Raw genomic sequence first — 18151 nt, forward strand, 5'->3', positions numbered from 1 at the left:
GGTCGAAACACCACGACATCCTTTAACCACCGTCCTGTGAGGCGGGAAAGGAGGTCAGAATGCCGGAGCGAGTCGTTCTCCAGCAGGCTGATATTGCGCGCGCACTCACGCGTATCTCGCACGAGATCCTTGAATCCAATCGCGGAGCCGACGGCATCGTTCTCCTCGGGATCCCCACGCGCGGAGTGCTCCTCGGCCGACGGATCGCCGAGACGATGTCCCAGATCGCCGCTGTGCCCGTGCCACACGGCTCCCTCGACGTCACGATGTACCGCGACGATCTCTCGCGGGGCCGCATCCGCACCCCCTCGCCGACTCAGATCCCGTCCGGCGGCATCGACGGGGCCGTCGTCGTGCTCGTCGATGACGTGCTGTACTCGGGTCGCACGATCAGGGCGGCACTCGACGCGCTCGGTGACCTCGGACGTCCCCGCGCGGTGCGACTCGCAGCACTCGTCGACCGCGGGCACCGTGAACTTCCCATCCGCCCGGACTTCGTCGGCAAGAACCTTCCCTCCTCGCAGCACGAGCGCATCAATGTGCGGCTGACGGAGGTCGACGGCGATGAGTACGTGAGCATTGTCTCACCCGAGGGAGACCCCGCGTGAGGCACCTCCTGAGCACCCGGCACCTGAGTCGAGACGAGGCGGTTGCGATCCTCGACGTCGCGGAGGACATGGCGGATGTCTCGACCCGCGAGATCAAGAAGCTTCCCGCACTCCGCGGCAAGACCGTCGTCAACCTCTTCTTCGAGGACTCGACCCGCACGCGGATCTCCTTCGAGGCCGCGGCCAAGCGCCTGAGCGCGGATGTCATCAACTTCGCCGCGAAGGGCTCGAGCGTCTCGAAGGGCGAGAGCTTGAAGGACACGGCTCAGACGCTCGCCGCGATCGGCGCCGACGCGGTCGTCGTGCGGCACGGAGCATCCGGCGCTCCACAAGTGCTGGCCACGAGCGGCTGGATCGACGCAGGCGTCGTCAATGCGGGCGACGGCACGCACGAGCATCCGACGCAGGCCCTGCTCGATGCGTTCACAATCCGGCGCCGGTTCTTCGGTGGGGATGCCAGGGGCCGCGACCTTGCCGGCCTGTCGGTCGTGATCGTGGGCGACGTCCTGCACTCTCGAGTTGCCCGATCGAACGCCTGGCTCCTCACGACGCTCGGGGCAGAGGTGCGGCTCGTGGCCCCGCCGACGCTCCTGCCCGTCGGGGTGGAGACGTGGCCGGTGACGGTCGACTACTCACTCGATTCCGCGCTTGCAAGGCCGGCCGACGTCGTCATGATGCTCCGCGTGCAGGCCGAGCGCATGAGCGCCGCGTTCTTTCCGACGGCACGCGAGTACGCCCGGCTGTGGGGGCTCGATGACGAACGGTTGGCCCGTCTTGACGAGGGTACGATTGTCATGCACCCCGGACCGATGAACCGCGGGCTCGAGATCTCCTCTGGAGCAGCGGATTCAGCGCGCTCGACGGTTCTCGAGCAGGTCTCGAACGGGGTTTCGGTGAGGATGGCTGTGCTGTACCTCTTGCTTTCTGGCGAACGGGAGGACCTGGCATGAGCGAGTCGATCGTTGTGAAGGGCGCGCGGCTACTGGGCGGCGATTCGACCGACCTGCTCGTGCGCGACGGAGTCATCGCGGAGATGGGCTCTGGCCTCAGCGAGGGCGGAGCACGGGTCATCGACGCCGCCGGTCTCATCGCTCTGCCTGGCCTGGTCGACCTCCACACCCACCTTCGTGAGCCCGGGTTCGAGCAGAGCGAGACCGTGCTGACGGGATCTCGCGCAGCGGCAGCCGGTGGCTTCACGGCCGTGCATGCGATGGCAAACACCTCGCCCGTCGCCGACACGGCAGGAGTCGTCGAGCAGGTCGCCTCCCTCGGGGACGCCGCTGGCTACGTGACGGTTCGTCCCGTCGGCGCGGTCACGGTCGGGCTGAATGGCGAGGCCCTCGCGGAGATCGGCGCCATGGCCCGCAGCCGCGCAGCGGTGCGCGTCTTCAGCGACGACGGCAAGTGCGTCTCAGACCCCCTCCTCATGCGCCGGGCCCTTGAGTACGTCAAAGCCTTCGACGGAGTCATCGCCCAGCACGCGCAGGAACCACGTCTCACCGAGGGTGCCCAGATGAATGAGGGCGTCGTCTCGAGCGAGTTGGGACTCGCAGGATGGCCCGCTGTCGCGGAAGAGGCGATCATCGCGCGCGACGTGCTGCTCGCCGAACACGTCGGCTCGCGAGTCCACATCTGCCACCTCTCCACGGCCGGCTCCGTCGAGGTCGTGCGCTGGGCCAAGTCCCGCGGTATTGCGGTGACGGCCGAGGTGACTCCGCACCACCTCCTCCTCGATGAGGAGCTCGTGCGCAGCTACGACGCGCGATACAAGGTCAATCCACCGCTTCGCCGCGCGGAAGATGTCCAGGCACTCCGCGCCGGGCTCGCCGACGGCACGATCGACATCGTCGCGACCGACCATGCCCCGCACCCGGCCGAGGACAAGGACTGCGAATGGTCGGGCGCCGCCTTCGGGATGGTGGGACTCGAGACCGCGCTGTCGGTCGTGCAGGCATCCGTCGTCGACTCGGGCCACTTGGACTGGGCGGATGTCGCGCGCGTCTTCTCGAGAGTTCCCGCCGAGATCGGGCGACTCTCCGGCTACGAGCGCGGCATCGCGGTGGGTGCGGAAGCGAACTTCACCCTCTACGACGAAACGGCATCGCGGGTCATCGAGAAGGGCGACCTTCGGGGCAAGAGCACGAACTCGCCGTATCTCTCGCTCTCGCTCCCCGGCCGCGTCGTCGCGACCGTGCATGCGGGCCGCGCGACCGTGCTTGACGGCGCCCTCGTCGATGCCGACGCCCTGCGCTCGGGAGGAGGCCACCGTGGATAAGAACGTGCTCATGGCAATCGTGCTTGCGCTGATGGTCGTGCTGCTGGGTCTCATGGTGCTGGGTTGGTACAACCGCCGTCGTCGGCAATCGTCGATTCCGGCGCCGCGCCGGCTCGATGGCGCCCTTGCGGACGCGGGCTTCACCTCTGACGTCTTCTACGTGGCCACGACGGTCGCGGGGGAGCCGCTCGAGCGCATCGCGGTGGGCGGGCTGGGCTTCCGCGCCCGCGCCTCGATCGCCACGAACGGCGCGGGTGTCGCGTTGACGATCCCGGGCCAGGCGCCCGTCTGGATTCCCGCAGGGGAGATTGTCGGCATCGACCGGGCGACCTGGGCGATCGACCGTGTGGTCGAGCCAGACGGCCTCGTCCTACTCGCATGGCGCCTCGTCGCCGACTCGGGGGAGTCCACTCCCGTCGACTCCTATCTGCGATTCGACGCACCCACCTTCGCGGCGGACTTCATCGCCGCCGTCACCGAACTCATCAACCAGACATCACCGTCATCCGCCCAGGGAGGAACCGCCTAGTGGCCATCGCAGAACCCGCCGTGCTCGTACTCGAGGACGGCAGCAGATACACGGGACGTGCCTACGGCGCCCGCGGCACGACCCTGGGCGAGGCGGTCTTCGCGACCGGCATGACCGGATACCAGGAGACGATCACCGATCCGTCCTACGCGGGCCAGATCGTCATCATGACGGCGCCCCACATCGGCAACACGGGGGTGAACAGCGAGGACAACGAGTCGAAGCGCATCTGGGTCAACGGCTTCGTCGTGCGCGACCCCTCCCGAGTCGTCTCCAACTACCGCGCAGAGGGTGACCTCGCTGAGCGCCTCGAACGTGAGAACGTCGTTGGCATCAGCGGCATCGACACCCGTGCCGTCACCCGTCGCATCCGCGATGCCGGGGCCATGCGGGCGGGCGTGTTCTCCGGCGCGGACGCGGAACTGTCACCCGAGGAGCAGCTCGCGGCGGTGCGCGCGGCCGAGGGGATGGTCGGGCAGAACCTCTCCGGCAACGTCTCGACGACCGACGCATACGTCATCCCGGCCGAGGGTGATCGGCTCGGCACCGTCGCGGTGCTCGACCTCGGTGTCAAGGATTCGACCCTCAACTACATCTCGGCTCGCGGCTTCGACGTGCACGTCCTGCCGCAGACGGCGTCGATCGACGATGTGCTCGCTGTTGAACCGGATGCTGTCTTCTACTCCAACGGGCCGGGCGACCCCGGTGCATCCGACCAGCACGTCGAGTTGCTGCAGAATGTGCTCCGCGAAGGGCTGCCCTTCTTCGGCATCTGCTTCGGCAACCAGCTGCTGGGGCGCGCCCTCGGATATGGCACCTACAAGCTCCCCTTCGGGCACCGTGGCATCAACCAGCCCGTCGTCGACAAGGGCACTGGGCGCGTCGAGATCACCTCGCACAACCATGGCTTCGCAGTGGATGCACCGACCGACGGCCCGAGCGATTCGCCCGCCGGCTTCGGCCGGGTCGAGGTGAGCCACGTCAACCTCAACGACAACGTCGTGGAGGGCCTCCGCGCGCTCGACATCCCCGCATTCTCCGTGCAGTACCACCCCGAGGCGGCGGCTGGCCCGCACGACGCCAACTACCTCTTCGATCGGTTCCGCGACATGGTGCTCGAGCACAAGCAGAAGGAAAGCAAGTAATGCCCAAGCGCGACGACATCAAGTCCGTCCTCGTCATCGGCTCCGGCCCCATCGTCATCGGCCAGGCGGCCGAGTTCGACTACTCGGGCACGCAGGCGTGCCGGGTGCTGCGAGAGGAGGGCGTGCGCGTCATCCTCGTCAACTCGAACCCGGCGACGATCATGACCGACCCCGACTTCGCCGACGCGACCTACGTTGAGCCGATCACGTGGGAGGTCATCGAGACGATCATCCAGAAGGAGAAGCCAGACGCGATCCTTCCGACGCTCGGCGGCCAGACCGCGCTCAACGCCGCGATCGACCTGCACGAGCACGGCATCCTCGAGAAGTATGACGTCGAACTGATCGGCGCCAACTTCGAGGCGATCCAGAAGGGTGAGGACCGCCAGATCTTCAAGGAGCTCGTGTTGGAGTGCGGGGCGGATGTCGCGCGCTCGCACATCGCGCACACGCTCGATGAGGCGATCGAGTTCGCGGAGGACCTCGGCTACCCGCTCGTCATCCGCCCCTCCTTCACGATGGGTGGCCTCGGCTCGGGATTCGCCTACACGCGCGAGGACCTCGTGCGCATGGTGACCGATGGGCTCCACCAGAGCCCCACGACCGAGGTGCTGCTCGAGGAGTCGATCCTCGGGTGGAAGGAATACGAGCTCGAGCTCATGCGTGACACGTCCGACAACACGGTCGTCGTCTGTTCGATCGAGAACGTCGACCCCGTCGGCGTGCACACGGGCGACTCGATCACCGTCGCGCCGGCTCTGACGCTCACGGATGTCGAGTTCCAGAACCTGCGCAACATCGGCATCGAGATCATCCGCGCGGTGGGTGTCGACACGGGCGGCTGCAACATCCAGTTCGCGATCGACCCCAAGACGGGGCGCGTCATCGTGATCGAGATGAACCCCCGCGTCTCCCGCTCGAGTGCGCTCGCCTCGAAGGCCACGGGGTTCCCGATCGCCAAGATCGCCGCGAAGCTTGCGATCGGGTACCGCCTCGACGAGATCCCCAACGACATCACCCGCGTGACCCCGGCGAGTTTCGAGCCGACGCTCGACTACATCGTCGTCAAGGTTCCCCGCTTCGGCTTCGAGAAGTTCCCCGCGGCCGACACGACGCTCACGACGACCATGAAGTCGGTCGGCGAGGCGATGGCAATCGGTCGCAACTACTCGACCGCACTCCAGAAGGCGCTTCGCTCGCTCGAGAAGCGCGGCTCGTCGTTCCATTGGAACGGAGATGCCCGCAGCAAGGAGGAACTGCTTGCCGTCGCATCCGTTCCGACCGATGGGCGCATCGTGACGGTGCAGCAGGCTCTCGTTGCCGGAGCAACTGTCGAGGAGGTCTTCGACGCCACGGGAATCGACCCCTGGTTCATCGACCAGATCGTGCTCATCAACGAGGTGGCGGCGGATGTCGCGGCTGCGGCCACGCTCGACGCCACCGTACTGCGGCACGCCAAGGAGCACGGCTTCAGCGACCAGCAGATCGCTGAGCTGCGGGGCCTCACCGAGCAGCAGGTGCGGGATGCCCGCCACGACGCCGGGGTGCGCCCCGTCTTCAAGACGGTTGACACCTGTGCCGGTGAGTTCCCTGCACTCACGCCGTACCACTACTCGAGTTACGAGCAGGAGACCGAGGTGACGCCGAGCGACCGTCGCAAGGTCGTCATCCTGGGCTCCGGCCCGAACCGCATCGGCCAGGGGATCGAGTTCGACTACTCCTGCGTGCACGCGTCGTTCGCACTCTCGGATGCCGGTTTCGAGACGATCATGATCAACTGCAACCCCGAGACTGTTTCGACGGACTACGACACGTCCGACCGCCTGTACTTCGAGCCGCTGACGCTCGAGGACGTGCTTGAAATCATCGACGCGGAGCGCGCGAGCGGCGAGCTCGTCGGCGTCATCGTGCAGCTCGGCGGGCAGACCGCGCTCGGCCTCGCCAAGGGCCTCAAGGAGGCGGGCGTGCCGATCCTCGGCACCTCGCCTGAAGCGATCGACCTCGCGGAGGAGCGCGGCCTCTTCCAGGGCATCCTCGACGAAGCCGGTCTCGTGGCACCCCGCAACGGCACCGCGGTCGACCCGGCCGGCGCCGTGAAGGTCGCCGAGGCGATTGGGTACCCCGTGCTTGTGCGACCCTCCTTCGTCCTGGGGGGCCGCGGCATGGAGATCGTGTACGACACGCCCTCCCTCGAGGACTACTTCCGTCGCATGGAGGGCCAGGTCGTCATCGCGGAGGGCTACCCGCTCCTCGTCGACCGCTTCCTCGACGACGCCGTGGAGATCGACATCGACGCCCTCTACGACGGTGAGCAGCTCTACGTGGGCGGCGTCATGGAGCACATCGAGGAGGCGGGCATCCACTCGGGTGACTCGAGCTGCACGCTGCCTCCCGTGACCCTGGGACGCGACCAGATCGAGCGTGTGCGCCAGGCGACCCACGCCATCGCGGCGGGACTCGGCGTGCGCGGCCTGCTCAACGTGCAGTTCGCGATCGGTGCTGGCGTGCTCTACGTGCTCGAGGCAAACCCTCGCGCATCGCGCACGGTACCCTTCGTGGCGAAGGCGACGGGCACCCAGATCGCCAAGGCAGCCGCCCGAATCATGGTCGGCACGAGCATCGCCCAACTGATCGAGGAGGGGATGCTGCCCGCCCTCGACGGATCGGTCATCCCCATGGACTCGCCGGTCGCGGTCAAGGAGGCGGTCCTCCCGTTCAAGCGCTTCCGAACGGCAGACGGCCGCATCGTCGACTCGATCCTCGGGCCGGAGATGCGTTCGACGGGTGAAGTCATGGGCTTTGACTCCAACTTCCCCCGGGCCTTCGCGAAGAGCCAGGTGGCGGCATCCGTGCGCCTGCCCCACAGCGGCACGGTCTTTGTCTCGGTTGCCGACCGCGACAAGCGGGCAATCGTGCTGCCCGTCGTGCGGCTCCAGCAGCTCGGGTTCACGATCCTCGCGACCCTCGGCACGGCAGAGATCCTCAGCCGCAACGGAATCCACGCGGAGGTCGTGCGCAAGTACGACCAGGGCGAGGCATCCGTCGAGGGCGAGCCTTCCATCGTGGAGCTGATCGACCAGCGCAAGGTCGACATCGTCATCAATACGCCGAGCGGACGGAGCGCGCGAGCCGACGGCTACGAGATCCGCGCGGCTGCCGTGGCGGCAGACCTGCCGCTGTACACGACGATCGCGCAGGTTGGCGCGGCCGTCGCTTCGATCGAGTCGACGCGGGACGGCTTCACCGTCACGTCCCTGCAGGACTACGCAGCGGCGCGAAGCGAACGGCTGGCACTTGTCGAATAGTTTCGGGGAACGGCTTCGCACCGCCGTCGATGAGTCGGGGCGACTGTGCGTGGGGATCGACCCCCACGCGTACCTCCTGAAGGACTGGGGCCTCGCCGACACGGCGGAGGGCGTACGCGAGCTCTCGCTTCGCGTCATCGACGCGATCGGCGACGCCGCAGCGGTCATCAAGCCGCAGGTCGCCTTCTTCGAACGCCACGGGGCCGCCGGATACGCCGTGCTCGAGGAGGTGCTCGCTACGGCACGTGAGGCTGGACTGCTCGTGATCGCAGACGCCAAGCGCGGCGACGTCGGCACGAGCGTGGAGGCCTACGGGCAGGCATGGCTCACCCCGGGTTCACCGCTTGAGGCGGATGCCCTCACCGTGAGCGCCTTCCAGGGCGTCGCCTCACTGGCATCCGTGCTCGACCTCGCGGCGAGGGAGGGCAAGGGGCTCTTCGTGCTGGCAGCGACCTCGAACCCCGAGTCCCGCGTCATCCAGCAGTCGCTGACCGCGGAGGGCCGATCTGTCGCGGCCACGATCACCGACGACGTCGCTCGGTGGAACACGGTGTCGACCCCGGATGCCGCGTGGGGCTCTGTCGGCCTCGTGCTGGGCGCGACGGTGTCCCTTCGGGACTACGGCATCGATCCGAGCGAGCTCGCCGGTACGCCGGTACTGGCGCCCGGATTCGGGCATCAGGGGGCGAAGATCGCTGAACTGCAGACGATCTTCGGTGCCGTGGCGCCCTCGGTGCTCGTGAACGCCTCGCGCAGCATCCTCAGTGCGGGACCCGACGGCGTCGCCCGGGCGATCCGCGGACACGCGGAAGAGATCGCGGCGGCTCTCTAGGATGGCGTCATGGTGAGCTCCAAGCCCCCCGAGGTCGATCGGAGTGCTGCGGCGGTCGCGGCGGTCGCGGCACGGCGTGCCCGCGCCGCGGTGAAGCGTGCCGTGGCGACAGGTGCCCGCACGCCGCTCGATGTCGCCCTCGCCGCGTGGGATGGCGAGCAGCGCGCCCCGGAGGCGACCCTCAGGGTGCGCGAACTGCTCGGGAGCATCCCCGGCTTCGGTCCCGTGCGGGTTGCCGCCGTCATGCGAGAGCTCGGCATCGCGGATTCCAAGAAGGTGGGCGGCCTCGGTCGCCGACAGCGGCTCCGGTTCGAGGAGTGGCTTCGGAGCCGCGAAGAGTCCCAGGGGAGCGGGGGGCGCCTGGTCGTCCTGGCAGGCCCGACGGCGGTCGGCAAGGGCACCGTCTCCACATACATTCGCGAGAACTTCCCGGATGTCCACCTCTCGGTTTCTGCGACGACGCGCGCGCCTCGGCCGGGTGAGGTCGAGGGAGTCAACTACTTCTTCGTCAGCGACGAGCAGTTCGACGAACTCGAGGCATCCGGCAAGATGCTCGAGACGGCGACCGTACACAACGCCTACCGCTATGGCACGCCGCGCGGGCCGATCGATCAAGCACTCGCATCCGGCCGCAGCGTGCTCCTCGAGATCGACATCCAGGGGGCGCGCTCGGTGAAGGCCGCGATGCCGGAGGCCGTGCTCGTATTCCTGCTCCCGCCCACCTGGGAGGAACTCGTGCGGCGGCTCATCGGTCGAGGCACGGAAGACGCCGAGGAACAGGCGCGTCGACTCGAGACCGCCAAGGTCGAACTCGCCGCCCAGGACGAGTTCGATCACCGCGTCGTCAACCACAAGGTCAGCGAGGCAGCCCAAGAGGTCGTAGACTTGATGTCTACCTCTCGCAGACGCACGACGGCCCACTGAGGGCATTCAAGGAGTTCCGACCATGGTCAACCGTTCACAGGGCATCATCGATCCGCCCATCGACGAGCTGCTCTCGAAGGTCGATTCCAAGTACGCGCTCGTGATCTTCGCGTCCAAGCGCGCCCGCCAGATCAACGACTACTACGCTGACCTCCACGAAGGCAGCCTCTTCGACAACGTGGGCCCGCTCGTCGACTCGACGATCGACGACAAGCCCCTCACGGTCGCCCTGCACGAGATCAACGAGGACAAGCTCGTAGCGAAGCCGCTCGCCGAGTAGCCTCGCTCATATGGGAGTCGACGCAGCAACGACCGCGCACACTGAACGGCTCAACGTCCTCTTCGGCGTGACTGGCGGCATTGCCGCCTACAAGGCCGTGGCGGCGATCCGACGGCTCGTGCTGGAGGGTCACGACGTCCACGTCGTGGCCACCGAGGCCGCCCTGCGCTTTGTCGGCAAGCCGACGTTCGAGGCGATCAGTCGCAACCAGGTGCATACCGACCTCTATGAGGGCGTCGCTGAGGTTCGCCATGTCGCCCTCGGCCAGCGGGCGGATGTCATCATCATCGCGCCTGCGACCGCCAACACGATCGCCAAGCTGGCATCGGGAATGGCCGATGACCTCCTCGGCAACTCGGTGCTGGCGAGCACGGCCCCGCTCGTCGTCGCTCCCGCCATGCACACCGAGATGTGGCAGCATCCGGCCACCGTCGCGAATGTCGCGACCCTTCGTGACCGCGGCGCAACCATCGTCGGCCCCGACTCCGGGCAGCTGACGGGCTCGGACTCCGGCCCCGGCCGCCTCGTCGACCCTGACGTGCTCGTTGACGCTGCCCTCGCGGCGGCGGCTCCGCGAGACCTCACGGGCCGCTCGATCGTCGTATCCGCTGGTGGCACTCGTGAGCCCATCGACCCCGTGCGCTTCGTCGGCAACCGTTCGACGGGAAGGCAGGGCATCGCGATCGCGACCGCCGCTGCACGGCGCGGGGCGGAGGTCACCCTCGTGCTCGCCAACGGCGAGGTCGAGGCACCGCGAGGAATGTCCGTCGTGCGGGTGTCGTCGACGGCCGACCTCAGGGAGGCGATGGCGGAGGCGTCATCGCGGCACGACATCGTGATCATGGCTGCGGCGATCGCCGACTACCGACCCAGCTCGGTATCGGAGTCCAAGATCAAGAAGGAGTCGCAGGGCGACACGCTCTCGATCGAGCTCGTCCGCAATCCCGACATCCTCGCTGAGCTGTCGTCGGGGCGCCGCGAGGGCCAGACGATCATCGGCTTCGCCGCCGAGACGGAGAGCAACGACGAGGAGATGCTCCGACTCGGGCGCGAGAAGATCAAGCGCAAGGGCTGTGACTTCCTCGTGCTCAACCGCGTCGGTTGGGCCGAAGGTTTCGGCGTCGAAAGCAACAGGATCACGGTGCTCGACCCATCGGGTGCCATCGTCGGGGAGGCATCCGGGTCGAAGGCGTCGGTGGCCGACCATATCCTTGACCTGCTCATCTGACCTCACGACCGAAGGTTCCGCTCCATGACCAGTTCCCTGCGCCTCTTCACGTCCGAGTCGGTCACCGAGGGTCACCCGGACAAGATCTGTGACCAGATCTCCGACTCGATCCTCGACGCCCTTCTCGAGCAGGACCCCCGCAGCCGCGTCGCGGTCGAGACGCTCGTCACGACGGGCCTCGTGCACGTCGCGGGTGAGGTCACGACCGACGGCTATGTCGAGATTCCGGGGATCGTGCGCGACGTCATCACGCGCATCGGCTACAACTCCTCCGAGGTTGGCTTCGACGGCAGCAACTGCGGTGTCACCGTCTCGATCGGGGCGCAGTCGCCCGACATCGCGCAGGGCGTGGACGTGGCCCTCGAAGAGCGCCTGGGCGACACGGGCGACGCGTTCAACAGCCAGGGAGCCGGCGACCAGGGCATCATGTTCGGTTTCGCGACCACCGAGACACCGCAGCTGATGCCCGTGCCGATCTGGCTGGCGCACCGCCTGTCCGAGCGTCTCGCGGAGATGCGCAAGGACGGCCACGTCGACTACCTTCGCCCAGACGGCAAGACACAGGTCACGGTCGGCTACGAGGGACATGTGCCGAAGACGATCGACACGGTCGTGCTCTCGACACAGCACGCTCCCGGCGTGGGCGCGGCCGCCCTTGAGGCGGAGATGCGCGAATTCGTGATCGAACCCGTGCTCGCGCAGGCCGGACTCGATCACTCGGATGTCAAGCTACTCGTGAACCCCACGGGCAAGTTTGAGATCGGTGGGCCCAAGGGGGATGCGGGTCTCACGGGCCGCAAGGTCATCGTCGACACCTACGGCGGCGCGGCGCGGCATGGTGGCGGCGCCTTCAGCGGCAAGGACCCCTCGAAGGTCGACCGCTCGGCCGCGTATGCCATGCGCTGGGTCGCAAAGAACGCGGTGGCCGCGGGACTCGCAGACCGTCTCGAGCTGCAGGTCGCCTACGCGATCGGCCGCGCCGCTCCCGTCGGGCTCTATGTCGAGACCTTCGGCACGGGGAAGGTGGCCGACAGCGTCATCATCGACGCGATCCGGGAGGTCTTCGACCTGCGCCCGGCCGCGATCATCCGTGACCTCGAACTGCTGCGTCCCATCTATGCGCAGACGGCCGCCTACGGTCACTTCGGCCGCGAGCTTCCTGACTTCACCTGGGAGCGGCTCGACCGCGTCGACGATCTCCGCTCCGCCGCGAGGCTCTAGTGCCGGCGGGCTCGACGCGCGTCGCGCGAGTCATGATCGAATCCCCCCTGCCGCAGCTGGACCGACTGTTCGACTACGAGATCCCGGCCGACATGGCGGGGGACTGCGCCGTCGGCGTGCGAGTGCGGGTGCCGCTTCGTTCCGTCGGGCGCATCGCAGACGGCTATGTGGTCGAGGTCAGCGATGACGCCGACTACGACGGCAAGCTGAGCCCGCTCGAAGAGGTCGTCTCGACCGTGCCCGTCCTTGCGCCCGAGGTGTGGTCTTTGGCGCGGCGCGTCGCCGACCGCGCCGCAGGGACGGCAAGCGATGTCGTGAGGCTTGCCGTTCCCCGGCGCCAGGTTCGCGTTGAGAAGGCCTGGCTGCAGGCTGCGGGTCAATCGAAGGACGAGTCGGGCACGACGCATGTCTCGCCCGCAGAGGTCCCCGAGTATGGCGAGGGGCGCCTCCGCGAGCTCATTGCGGGCAGGCAACGCGTGGCCCTTTCGGCGATCCCGCGAGTCGTGGCGCTTCCGGCCGCGGACGGCGGCGACGAGCCCCAGTGGATCGCGCATTGGGCGGTCACGCTCGCGGCGGCGGCGAGCCACGCGCTTGCCGAGGGCACGAGCGCAATCCTCGCCGTGCCGGACTATCGTGACCAGAACCAGCTCCTGGCCGCGCTCCACGCGGTGCTTCCCGCCGAGCGAATCGTGCGCTGCGACGCGCGTCAGTCGAATCCGGAGCGCTACCGTTCACACCTCACGGCCCTGGATGATGTGCCGAAGGTGGTCGTCGGCAATCGCTCCGCCGTCTACGCGCCCGCCGCCCGCCTGGGTCTCATTGCGCTTTGGGATGATGGCGACCCGCTTCATTCCGAGCCCCTGGCCCCCTACGTGCACGCCAGGGATGCAGCGCTCGTGCGGCAGGAACAGCAGTCGTGCGCCCTCATATTCGCCTCGCACGTGCGCAGCGCGGAGACCGAGCGGCTCGTCGAGCTCGGGTGGTTGACGGCGGTGGAGCCTCCCCGTGCCGTGCTCCCGCGGGTCATAGCGACCGCTGCGCAGGAATCGGCCGAGGGTTTCGCGGCCGTCGCCCGCATCCCGTCGCTCGCCTGGCGCGAGGCGAGGGAGGCTTTGAATGCCGGCCCCGTGCTGGTCCAGGTGGCTCGGCCCGGGTATGCGCCGAAGCTGGCCTGCGCCTCGTGTGGCGTGGCGTGCCGCTGCGCCACCTGCGGCGGGCCTCTCGCGATGCGCACGGCTGGCTCCGCTCCGTCGTGCCGGCTCTGCGGAGCCATCGCGACCGCGTGGCGGTGTTCGGAGTGTGGCCATGACCGGATGCGCACGGTGGGGCAGGGCTCGCAGCGCACGGCCGACGACCTGGGCAGGGCTTTCCCCGGGGTGCGCGTCGTCGTGTCCGACGGCGATCGCCCCCTCGAGTCCGTGTCCGCCAAGCCCGCACTCGTGATCGCGACTCGAGGCGCTGAGCCGGTCGCTGCCGGCGGCTACCGCGCTGTACTGCTGCTCGACGGGGAGCGGATGCTGGCACGGGAGAGCCTCACGGTCGCCGAGGATTGCCTCCGCTGGTGGGCCAGCGCGGTGTCCCTCGCCGCACCGGGGGCGCCGACCGTGCTCGTGGGTGTCGGCGGTGACCTCGCCAAGGCGCTCGCGACCTGGCGCACGAGTGACTTTGTCGCTCGCGAGCTGGCCGAGCGACGCACGCTCCGCTTTCCACCGGCGGTACGCGTCGCGACGGTCACGGGGTCGCGCGAGCCGGTCGACGATGCCGTCGCCGCGGTGTCGACCCTGCGGGGCGTCGACGTTCTGGGCCCGACCCTGACGGACGATGGCCTCCGCGCCGTCGTGCGCTTCGACTATGGCGCAGGGGCAGAGGTCGCGTCGGCACTGCGCTCCGAGGTCATCCGGGCCGCGGCGAATCGGCGCCGTCGCCTCTCACCCGGATCGAACGAGCGAGCGCCACTGCCTAAACTCAGAGTGCGGTTCGACGATCCCGAGCCGTTCCTCTGACGGGCGATCGTTCCCGTCATCCAGTGAGAAGTGGTTTCCACGCTATGCGTCTCGTCTTCGCCGGCTCTCCCGATGCCGCCGTCCCCACCCTTCGCGCCCTTGCGGCATCGTCCCACGACGTCGTGGGCGTGATCACTCGCGAAGATTCGCCCCAGGGGCGCAAGCGGGTCATGACGCCAACGCCCGTCGCCCTCGCGGCGCAGGAGTATGGCGTGCCCGTCATCAAGGCCAATCGGCTCGATGAGCGCGTCGACAAAATCGTCACGGCGCTGGAAGCAGACCTCGGCGTCATCGTGGCCTACGGCGGACTCGTGCGGGAACCGCTGCTGTCGCGGCCTCCCTTCGGTTGGATCAACCTCCACTTTTCCCTCCTGCCGCGTTGGCGAGGCGCCGCCCCCGTGCAGCGTGCACTGATGGCCGGCGACGATGTGACGGGGGCGACGGTGTTCCAGCTCGTGAGGGAACTCGACGCGGGGGATGTCTTCGGACGTCTCACCCAGTCGATCGCACCGGGCGACACGGCCGGCGACCTCCTCGGGTCCTTGGCAGATTCTGGCGCAGAGCTCGTGGTGCGGGTCGTCGACTCGATCGCGCGGGGCGATGCACGGCCCGAACCCCAGGAGGGCGACGTCACCCTCGCGCCGAAGCTCACCCAGGCTGATGGGCTCGTCGACTTCGACCGCCACCCGGCACTCGTCTCCGGCCACATCCGCGGCGTGACGCCGGAACCCGGCGCCTATGCGGAGGTCGAAGGACAGCGCCTCAAACTCCTGGCGATCGCGCCCGGACTGCACGAGCATCCTCTCGAGGCCGGCGAGGTGGTCGAGACGGACGGTCGCATCCTGGTCGGCACGGCCGGTGCCGCGATCGAGCTGTTGCTCGTGCAGCCGGCAGGCAAGAAGGCGATGGCGGCGGGGGACTGGCTGCGCGGACGGCAGGGTCGGCCCACCCGTTTCGACGCGATTGGAGGCTCGGAATGAGCCGTTCAGCAGCCGGTGCACCTCGGCCGGGCAACGTTCAGCCCGCACGCCGAGTCGCCTACGAGGTCATCGCGGCGGTGCGGGAGACGGATGCCTACGCGAACCTCCTCCTCCCCGTGAAACTCGAACGGGCGGGATTGCACGGGGGTGACGCAGCACTCGCGACCGAGCTGACCTATGGCACCCTCCGCCAGCGCGGCTACTACGACGCCGTCATCGAACACGCCGCAGGCCGTTCCGTCGACAAGATCGATCCCGCGATCCTCGATGTCCTGCGTCTCGGCACGCACCAGCTGCTCTCGATGCGTGTGGCCTCGCACGCTGCCGTCGACGAGGCGGTGTCGCAGGCGCGCCAGGTCGGCTCTCGCTCCGCAACCGGATTCGTCAACGGGGTGCTCCGCACCATCTCGCGCAGCACTCCTGCAGAGTGGCGCGAACGGGTGCTCGCGGCGCCGCGCTCGGACGACGAACGCTTCGCACTCGAGCATTCACACCCGGTGTGGGTCGTCCGCGCCCTGCGACGGGCACTTGCCGCCGAGGGGCGGGAGCACGAGCTGGCGAGCCTTCTTGAGGCCGACAACTCCGCCCCGGCTGTGAGCCTCGCGGCCCTGCCCGGACTCTCGAAGCCTGAAGAGTTGAGCGGCGAACCCGGGCACCATTCGCCTTTCGCCGTGACGAGCTCCGGCGGCGATCCGGCACGCGTCCCCGCCGTCGCCGACGGCCGGGCGCGCGTGCAGGACGAGGGTTCGCAGCTCGCCGCGCTCGCGCTGAGTCGTGTCGCCGAGCCGAGACCGGGGGAGCGCTGGCTCGACATGTGTGCCGGCCCCGGCGGCAAGGCGGCCCTGCTCGCGGCCGAGGCGGTCGCATCCGGTGCCACGCTTGTCGCGAACGAGGTCGTGCCGGCGCGGGCTGAACTCGTTCGGCGCGCCCTCGCGCCTATCTCGTCAGCGATCCAGGTCACCGTGAACGATGGACGACTTGCGGGCACCGAGACGCCTGGCCACTACGACCGCGTGCTGATCGACGCCCCCTGCACGGGACTCGGCGCGCTGCGGCGCCGTCCTGAGGCTCGCTGGCGCAAGCAGCCGAAGGATGTTCCCGCGCTCGCCTCGCTGCAGGCGGAGCTGCTCGAATCCGGGCTGAAGGCCACGCGCCCCGGTGGTGTCGTCGCCTACGTGACCTGCTCGCCCCATCTCGCAGAGACGCGTGCCGTGCTCGCCTCGGTGTTGAAGCGGCATCCGGAGGTCGAACGACTCGACGCGGGCGCCGTCCTGGCTGATGTCGTGACGCACCCCCTCGACCTCGGCGAATCGGATGGCACGGTGCAGCTCTGGCCGCACCGGCACGGCACGGACGCGATGTTCATCTCGCTCCTCCGCGTGCCTCGATAGGCTCGCCCCATGCCAGTGCGCGTCAACCCCAGCATCCTGTCGGCTGACTTCGTCAACATGCAGAGTGAGCTCGATCGCATCGCGACGGCCGACCTCGTGCACGTCGATGTCATGGACAACCACTTCGTGCCGAACCTGACCTTCGGGCCGCAGATGGTCGAGCGTATCCAGGCGGTGTCTCCCGTGCCGCTCGATGTGCACCTCATGATCGACGATCCCGACCGTTGGGCCCCCGGCTACGCCGAACTGGGCGCCTACTCCGTCACCTTCCATGCCGAGGCCGCGGCCGACGCGGTGTCGCTTGCGCGGCGGCTGAGGCAGATCGGTGCGCGAGCTGGCGTCGCGCTCAAACCCGGCACCCCCGTCGAGCCCTACCTTGAACTGCTCGCCGAGTTCGACCAGGTGCTCGTCATGACGGTGGAGCCCGGGTTCGGGGGCCAGAAGTTCATGCGGGAGGTCATGCCGAAGCTGACGGCACTGCGCGAGGCCGTCTCCCGAACTGGCCTCGACGTGTGGCTCCAGGTCGATGGGGGAGTCACGGAGGAGACCATCGCGATCGCCTCTGAGGCAGGGGCCGACACCTTCGTCGCCGGCTCGAGCGTCTACAACGCGGGAGACCCCGCGGAGCAGATCAAGGCGCTACGGGCCGCTGCGCTCGCGTCACAGCACCACCATTGACCGATCGGATGCCCGGGCATCCGCTCTCGTCTGCTTGGATGGTCACATGACTGACACGAACCGCACGAAGCCCGAGATCGACTTCTACGAGGGCGAGGCCCCGACCGAGCTCGTCATCACCGACATCGAGGTCGGCACGGGCGCTGAGGCCATGCCCGGCGCAACCGTCGACGTGCACTACCTCGGCGTCGACCTGGAGAGCGGCGAGGAGTTCGACTCCTCGTGGAGCCGCGGCCAGTCCATCAACTTCCCGCTCGGCAGCCTGATCGCCGGATGGCAGCAGGGCATCCCCGGCATGAAGGTCGGCGGCCGCCGCCAGCTCATCTGCCCGCCCCACCTCGCCTACGGACCGGCCGGTGGAGGACACCAGCTCTCTGGCCGCACCCTCATCTTCGTGATCGACCTGCTCGGCGTCAGCTGAGGGCGTGGGCGTCCGGCGCTTCCGGGGCTAGTACCCTTGACACCGTGAAGACGTTCGATGACCTGTTCGCTGAGCTCGAGGCCAAGGCCGCCGAGCGTCCCGAGGGCTCCCGCACGGTCGCTGAACTCGATGCGGGCGTGCACGCGATCGGCAAGAAGATCGTCGAGGAGGCCGCCGAGGTCTGGATGGCCGCGGAGTACCAGTCCGACATGGAGACGGCAGAGGAGATTTCCCAGCTGCTGTACCACCTGCAGGTGCTGATGCTCGCGAAGGGTCTGTCGACGGCAGACGTCTACCGACATCTCTGAGCCACCGCCTCCACTCACGTTCG

At 68.3% G+C, this 18151-nt stretch carries 17 protein-coding genes; all 17 read left to right on the plus strand.

The genetic code is table 11. The annotated features are described in order from the left end of the window. Positions 1 to 59: 59 nt before the first annotated feature. The 17 genes from pyrR to ACIQK7_RS11660 are packed head-to-tail and all read left to right on the plus strand — an operon-like array spanning position 60 to position 18128. Positions 60 to 608, plus strand: coding sequence for a bifunctional pyr operon transcriptional regulator/uracil phosphoribosyltransferase PyrR (gene pyrR / locus ACIQK7_RS11580; protein WP_403024912.1), 549 nt, complete (start codon positions 60 to 62; stop codon positions 606 to 608). Continuing rightward, positions 605 to 1558: an aspartate carbamoyltransferase catalytic subunit gene (locus tag ACIQK7_RS11585; protein ID WP_403024914.1), complete on the plus strand. Its 954-nt coding sequence runs from the start codon at positions 605 to 607 to the stop codon at positions 1556 to 1558. Before pyrR ends, ACIQK7_RS11585 begins: the two co-directional genes overlap by 4 nt. Beyond that, positions 1555 to 2883 carry a dihydroorotase gene (locus ACIQK7_RS11590; protein ID WP_403024917.1) on the plus strand — a complete coding sequence of 443 codons (1329 nt, stop codon included), beginning with the start codon at positions 1555 to 1557 and terminating at the stop codon, positions 2881 to 2883. The genes ACIQK7_RS11585 and ACIQK7_RS11590 overlap by 4 nt, the downstream gene beginning before the upstream one ends. Next, positions 2876 to 3412 (plus strand): hypothetical protein, encoded by a 537-nt coding sequence (locus tag ACIQK7_RS11595; RefSeq protein ID WP_403024918.1) that lies wholly within the window; start codon positions 2876 to 2878, stop codon positions 3410 to 3412. Before ACIQK7_RS11590 ends, ACIQK7_RS11595 begins: the two co-directional genes overlap by 8 nt. Then, positions 3412 to 4557, plus strand: coding sequence for a glutamine-hydrolyzing carbamoyl-phosphate synthase small subunit (gene carA, locus ACIQK7_RS11600; protein WP_403024921.1), 1146 nt, complete (start codon positions 3412 to 3414; stop codon positions 4555 to 4557). Before ACIQK7_RS11595 ends, carA begins: the two co-directional genes overlap by 1 nt. Continuing rightward, on the plus strand, positions 4557 to 7862 hold the full coding sequence (gene carB, locus ACIQK7_RS11605; protein WP_403024924.1) for a carbamoyl-phosphate synthase large subunit: 3306 nt from the start codon (positions 4557 to 4559) through the stop codon (positions 7860 to 7862). The genes carA and carB overlap by 1 nt, the downstream gene beginning before the upstream one ends. After that, positions 7852 to 8694 carry an orotidine-5'-phosphate decarboxylase gene (gene pyrF / locus ACIQK7_RS11610; RefSeq protein WP_403024926.1) on the plus strand — a complete coding sequence of 281 codons (843 nt, stop codon included), beginning with the start codon at positions 7852 to 7854 and terminating at the stop codon, positions 8692 to 8694. Before carB ends, pyrF begins: the two co-directional genes overlap by 11 nt. A gap of 9 nt (positions 8695 to 8703) precedes the next feature. Further along, positions 8704 to 9618, plus strand: a complete 915-nt coding sequence (gene gmk, locus ACIQK7_RS11615) for a guanylate kinase (protein ID WP_403024929.1) — start codon at positions 8704 to 8706, stop codon at positions 9616 to 9618. A gap of 22 nt (positions 9619 to 9640) precedes the next feature. Continuing rightward, positions 9641 to 9898 (plus strand): DNA-directed RNA polymerase subunit omega, encoded by a 258-nt coding sequence (gene rpoZ, locus ACIQK7_RS11620; RefSeq protein ID WP_147721265.1) that lies wholly within the window; start codon positions 9641 to 9643, stop codon positions 9896 to 9898. 10 nt (positions 9899 to 9908) lie between these two features. Then, on the plus strand, positions 9909 to 11126 hold the full coding sequence (gene coaBC / locus ACIQK7_RS11625; protein WP_403024932.1) for a bifunctional phosphopantothenoylcysteine decarboxylase/phosphopantothenate--cysteine ligase CoaBC: 1218 nt from the start codon (positions 9909 to 9911) through the stop codon (positions 11124 to 11126). Between the two features lie 24 nt (positions 11127 to 11150). Then, positions 11151 to 12347: a methionine adenosyltransferase gene (gene metK, locus ACIQK7_RS11630; protein ID WP_325210550.1), complete on the plus strand. Its 1197-nt coding sequence runs from the start codon at positions 11151 to 11153 to the stop codon at positions 12345 to 12347. After that, positions 12347 to 14350 carry a primosomal protein N' gene (locus ACIQK7_RS11635; RefSeq protein WP_403024935.1) on the plus strand — a complete coding sequence of 668 codons (2004 nt, stop codon included), beginning with the start codon at positions 12347 to 12349 and terminating at the stop codon, positions 14348 to 14350. The genes metK and ACIQK7_RS11635 overlap by 1 nt, the downstream gene beginning before the upstream one ends. Before the next feature lie 44 nt (positions 14351 to 14394). After that, positions 14395 to 15330, plus strand: coding sequence for a methionyl-tRNA formyltransferase (fmt, locus tag ACIQK7_RS11640; protein ID WP_403024938.1), 936 nt, complete (start codon positions 14395 to 14397; stop codon positions 15328 to 15330). Continuing rightward, positions 15327 to 16721, plus strand: coding sequence for an RsmB/NOP family class I SAM-dependent RNA methyltransferase (locus ACIQK7_RS11645; RefSeq protein ID WP_403024941.1), 1395 nt, complete (start codon positions 15327 to 15329; stop codon positions 16719 to 16721). Before fmt ends, ACIQK7_RS11645 begins: the two co-directional genes overlap by 4 nt. 9 nt (positions 16722 to 16730) lie before the next feature. Beyond that, a complete protein-coding gene (gene rpe, locus ACIQK7_RS11650; RefSeq protein WP_403024944.1) occupies positions 16731 to 17399 on the plus strand; it encodes a ribulose-phosphate 3-epimerase in 669 nt (222 codons plus the stop codon). 46 nt (positions 17400 to 17445) lie between these two features. Beyond that, positions 17446 to 17820 carry an FKBP-type peptidyl-prolyl cis-trans isomerase gene (locus ACIQK7_RS11655; RefSeq protein WP_403024946.1) on the plus strand — a complete coding sequence of 125 codons (375 nt, stop codon included), beginning with the start codon at positions 17446 to 17448 and terminating at the stop codon, positions 17818 to 17820. A 44-nt stretch (positions 17821 to 17864) separates the two neighbouring features. Continuing rightward, on the plus strand, positions 17865 to 18128 hold the full coding sequence (locus ACIQK7_RS11660) for a phosphoribosyl-ATP diphosphatase (protein ID WP_403024948.1): 264 nt from the start codon (positions 17865 to 17867) through the stop codon (positions 18126 to 18128). Positions 18129 to 18151: the final 23 nt, after the last annotated feature.

It is taken from the genome of Salinibacterium sp. GXW1014 (assembly GCF_044769865.1).
Taxonomy (GTDB): domain Bacteria; phylum Actinomycetota; class Actinomycetes; order Actinomycetales; family Microbacteriaceae; genus Homoserinimonas.

What these genes read in the sequence shown, in the direction of transcription:
- pyrR (WP_403024912.1), top strand. Translation starts at nt 60, where the DNA reads ATGCCGGAGCGAGTCGTTCTCCAGCAGGCTGATATTGCGCGCGCACTC.
- ACIQK7_RS11590 (WP_403024917.1), top strand. Translation starts at nt 1,555, where the DNA reads ATGAGCGAGTCGATCGTTGTGAAGGGCGCGCGGCTACTGGGCGGCGAT.
- carB (WP_403024924.1), top strand. Translation starts at nt 4,557, where the DNA reads ATGCCCAAGCGCGACGACATCAAGTCCGTCCTCGTCATCGGCTCCGGC.
- gmk (WP_403024929.1), top strand. Translation starts at nt 8,704, where the DNA reads ATGGTGAGCTCCAAGCCCCCCGAGGTCGATCGGAGTGCTGCGGCGGTC.
- rpoZ (WP_147721265.1), top strand. Translation starts at nt 9,641, where the DNA reads ATGGTCAACCGTTCACAGGGCATCATCGATCCGCCCATCGACGAGCTG.
- coaBC (WP_403024932.1), top strand. Translation starts at nt 9,909, where the DNA reads ATGGGAGTCGACGCAGCAACGACCGCGCACACTGAACGGCTCAACGTC.
- metK (WP_325210550.1), top strand. Translation starts at nt 11,151, where the DNA reads ATGACCAGTTCCCTGCGCCTCTTCACGTCCGAGTCGGTCACCGAGGGT.
- fmt (WP_403024938.1), top strand. Translation starts at nt 14,395, where the DNA reads ATGCGTCTCGTCTTCGCCGGCTCTCCCGATGCCGCCGTCCCCACCCTT.
- ACIQK7_RS11645 (WP_403024941.1), top strand. Translation starts at nt 15,327, where the DNA reads ATGAGCCGTTCAGCAGCCGGTGCACCTCGGCCGGGCAACGTTCAGCCC.
- rpe (WP_403024944.1), top strand. Translation starts at nt 16,731, where the DNA reads ATGCCAGTGCGCGTCAACCCCAGCATCCTGTCGGCTGACTTCGTCAAC.
- ACIQK7_RS11655 (WP_403024946.1), top strand. Translation starts at nt 17,446, where the DNA reads ATGACTGACACGAACCGCACGAAGCCCGAGATCGACTTCTACGAGGGC.